At 72.3% G+C, this 1,491-nt stretch carries 3 protein-coding genes; 2 read left to right on the top strand and 1 reads right to left on the bottom strand.

Going from position 1 to position 1,491, the window contains the following annotated elements:
* Positions 1 to 366, bottom strand: a 366-nt coding sequence (locus CKO13_RS12165; RefSeq protein WP_200261393.1) for a 2,3-bisphosphoglycerate-dependent phosphoglycerate mutase, incomplete at its 3' end; no start/stop codon positions are given.
* A gap of 145 nt (positions 367 to 511) precedes the next feature.
* Here CKO13_RS12165 and CKO13_RS12160 point away from each other — a divergent pair.
* Together CKO13_RS12160 and CKO13_RS12155 are read left to right on the top strand one after the other, a co-directional pair.
* Positions 512 to 988 (top strand): CYTH domain-containing protein, encoded by a 477-nt coding sequence (locus tag CKO13_RS12160; RefSeq protein ID WP_200261391.1) that lies wholly within the window; start codon positions 512 to 514, stop codon positions 986 to 988.
* On the top strand, positions 973 to 1,491 hold a 519-nt coding region (locus CKO13_RS12155; RefSeq protein ID WP_200261389.1), incomplete at its 3' end, for a L,D-transpeptidase family protein. The genes CKO13_RS12160 and CKO13_RS12155, both read left to right, overlap by 16 nt.

Here is a 1,491-nt window from a genome sequence, read left to right as displayed (position 1 = left end):
CGGTGGCGGGGTGTCGTAGCTGCGCCGCCAGGTGTGGACTTGGTCCTCGCCGTACTCGGCGGCGGTCTCCGCCTTGTCGAGCCCCGTCAGCGCCCCGTAGTGGCGCTCGTTGAGCCGCCAGCTCTTGACCTCCGGGATCCACATGCGGTCGAGCCCCTCGAGGGCCAGCCAGAGGGTGCGGATGGCGCGCTTGAGCACCGAGGTGAAGGCCAGCTCCGGGGCCACCCCCTGCTCGTTCAGGGCCTCGCCGGCCTGCCGCGCCTCGTAGACCCCCTGCTCGGTGAGGTCGACGTCGTGCCAGCCGGTGAATCGATTCTCCAGGTTCCACTCGCTTTGCCCGTGGCGCAGGAGTACGAGTTGGGGCATCGAGACTCTCTCCGGTTGCGGCGAAGCTGCCAGTCTAATCCCTTGCCGCCGCAGGGGCGAGGGGGCGCGGCCGGATCGCGCGGTGACGATCCGGGATTTACCTTGTATGGTAACCGATTTCATCCCCACTCTAGCGGAGGCTGCCTTGGCGCGAGAGGTCGAGCGTAAGTTTCTGATAAGGGACGAGTCGTGGCGGGAGCACGCCGATGAGGGGCAGCGCATGCGCCAGGGCTACCTCATCGGCGCCGCGCGCGCCTCGATCCGCGTGCGCACCGCCGGCGAGCAGGCGTGGCTGAACATCAAGAGCGCCACCCTCGGCGTCGAGCGCCGCGAGTACGAGTACCCCGTCCCCCTCGCGGATGCCGAGGAGATGCTCGCCGAGCTCTGCGAGCGCCCCCTCATCGAGAAGGTGCGCTACGAGCTCGCCTGGGGCGGTCACACCTGGGAGATCGACGTCTTCGAGGGGGAGAACGCCGGGCTCATCGTCGCCGAGATCGAGCTCGCCGACGCCGAGGAGGCCTTCGAGCGCCCGCCCTGGCTCGGCGAGGAGGTCTCCGACGATCCGCGCTACTACAATGTCTGCCTCATCCACCACCCGTACAGCCAGTGGGACGCGGCGTAGCCGCCGCGCCGGCCGGGCCGTGGATCGGGGTGGACCTCGGCCGCCAGGAGCTGACCCTCTGGGACGGTGAGCGCCCGGGCTGGAGCGCGCCGGTCTCCACGGCGGCCAACGGGCCCGGCCAGCGCCGCGGCAGCGGCTGCACCCCCGAGGGGTGGCACTGCGTACGGGCGCTCATCGGCGCCGGGGCGCCCCTGGGGGCGGTGTTCGTCGGCCGGCGGCCCACCGGCGAGCTCTGGGGCCCGCGGCTGCGGGCCTCGAGCCCGGGCCGGGACTGGATCCTCACCCGCATCCTCTGGCTCTCGGGCCTGGAGCGCGGACGCAACCGCCTCGGGGAGGTGGACACCATGCGCCGGCTGGTCTACATCCACGGCTGCCCCGACGACGAGCCCCTGGGCGTGGCCCGCTCCCACGGCTGCGTGCGCATGGCCAGCGCCGATATCGCCGAGCTCTCCGGGCGGGTCCCGGCGGGGATCCCGGTCTGGCTCGGCGGGCGCCTCCCCGCC

Origin of the sequence: Halorhodospira neutriphila (assembly GCF_016584055.1) — a bacterium.
Lineage (GTDB): Bacteria > Pseudomonadota > Gammaproteobacteria > Nitrococcales > Halorhodospiraceae > Halorhodospira > Halorhodospira neutriphila.
The sequence above is the reverse complement of the archived record's forward strand: the minus strand, read 5'-3'. Positions and strand labels throughout refer to the sequence as shown.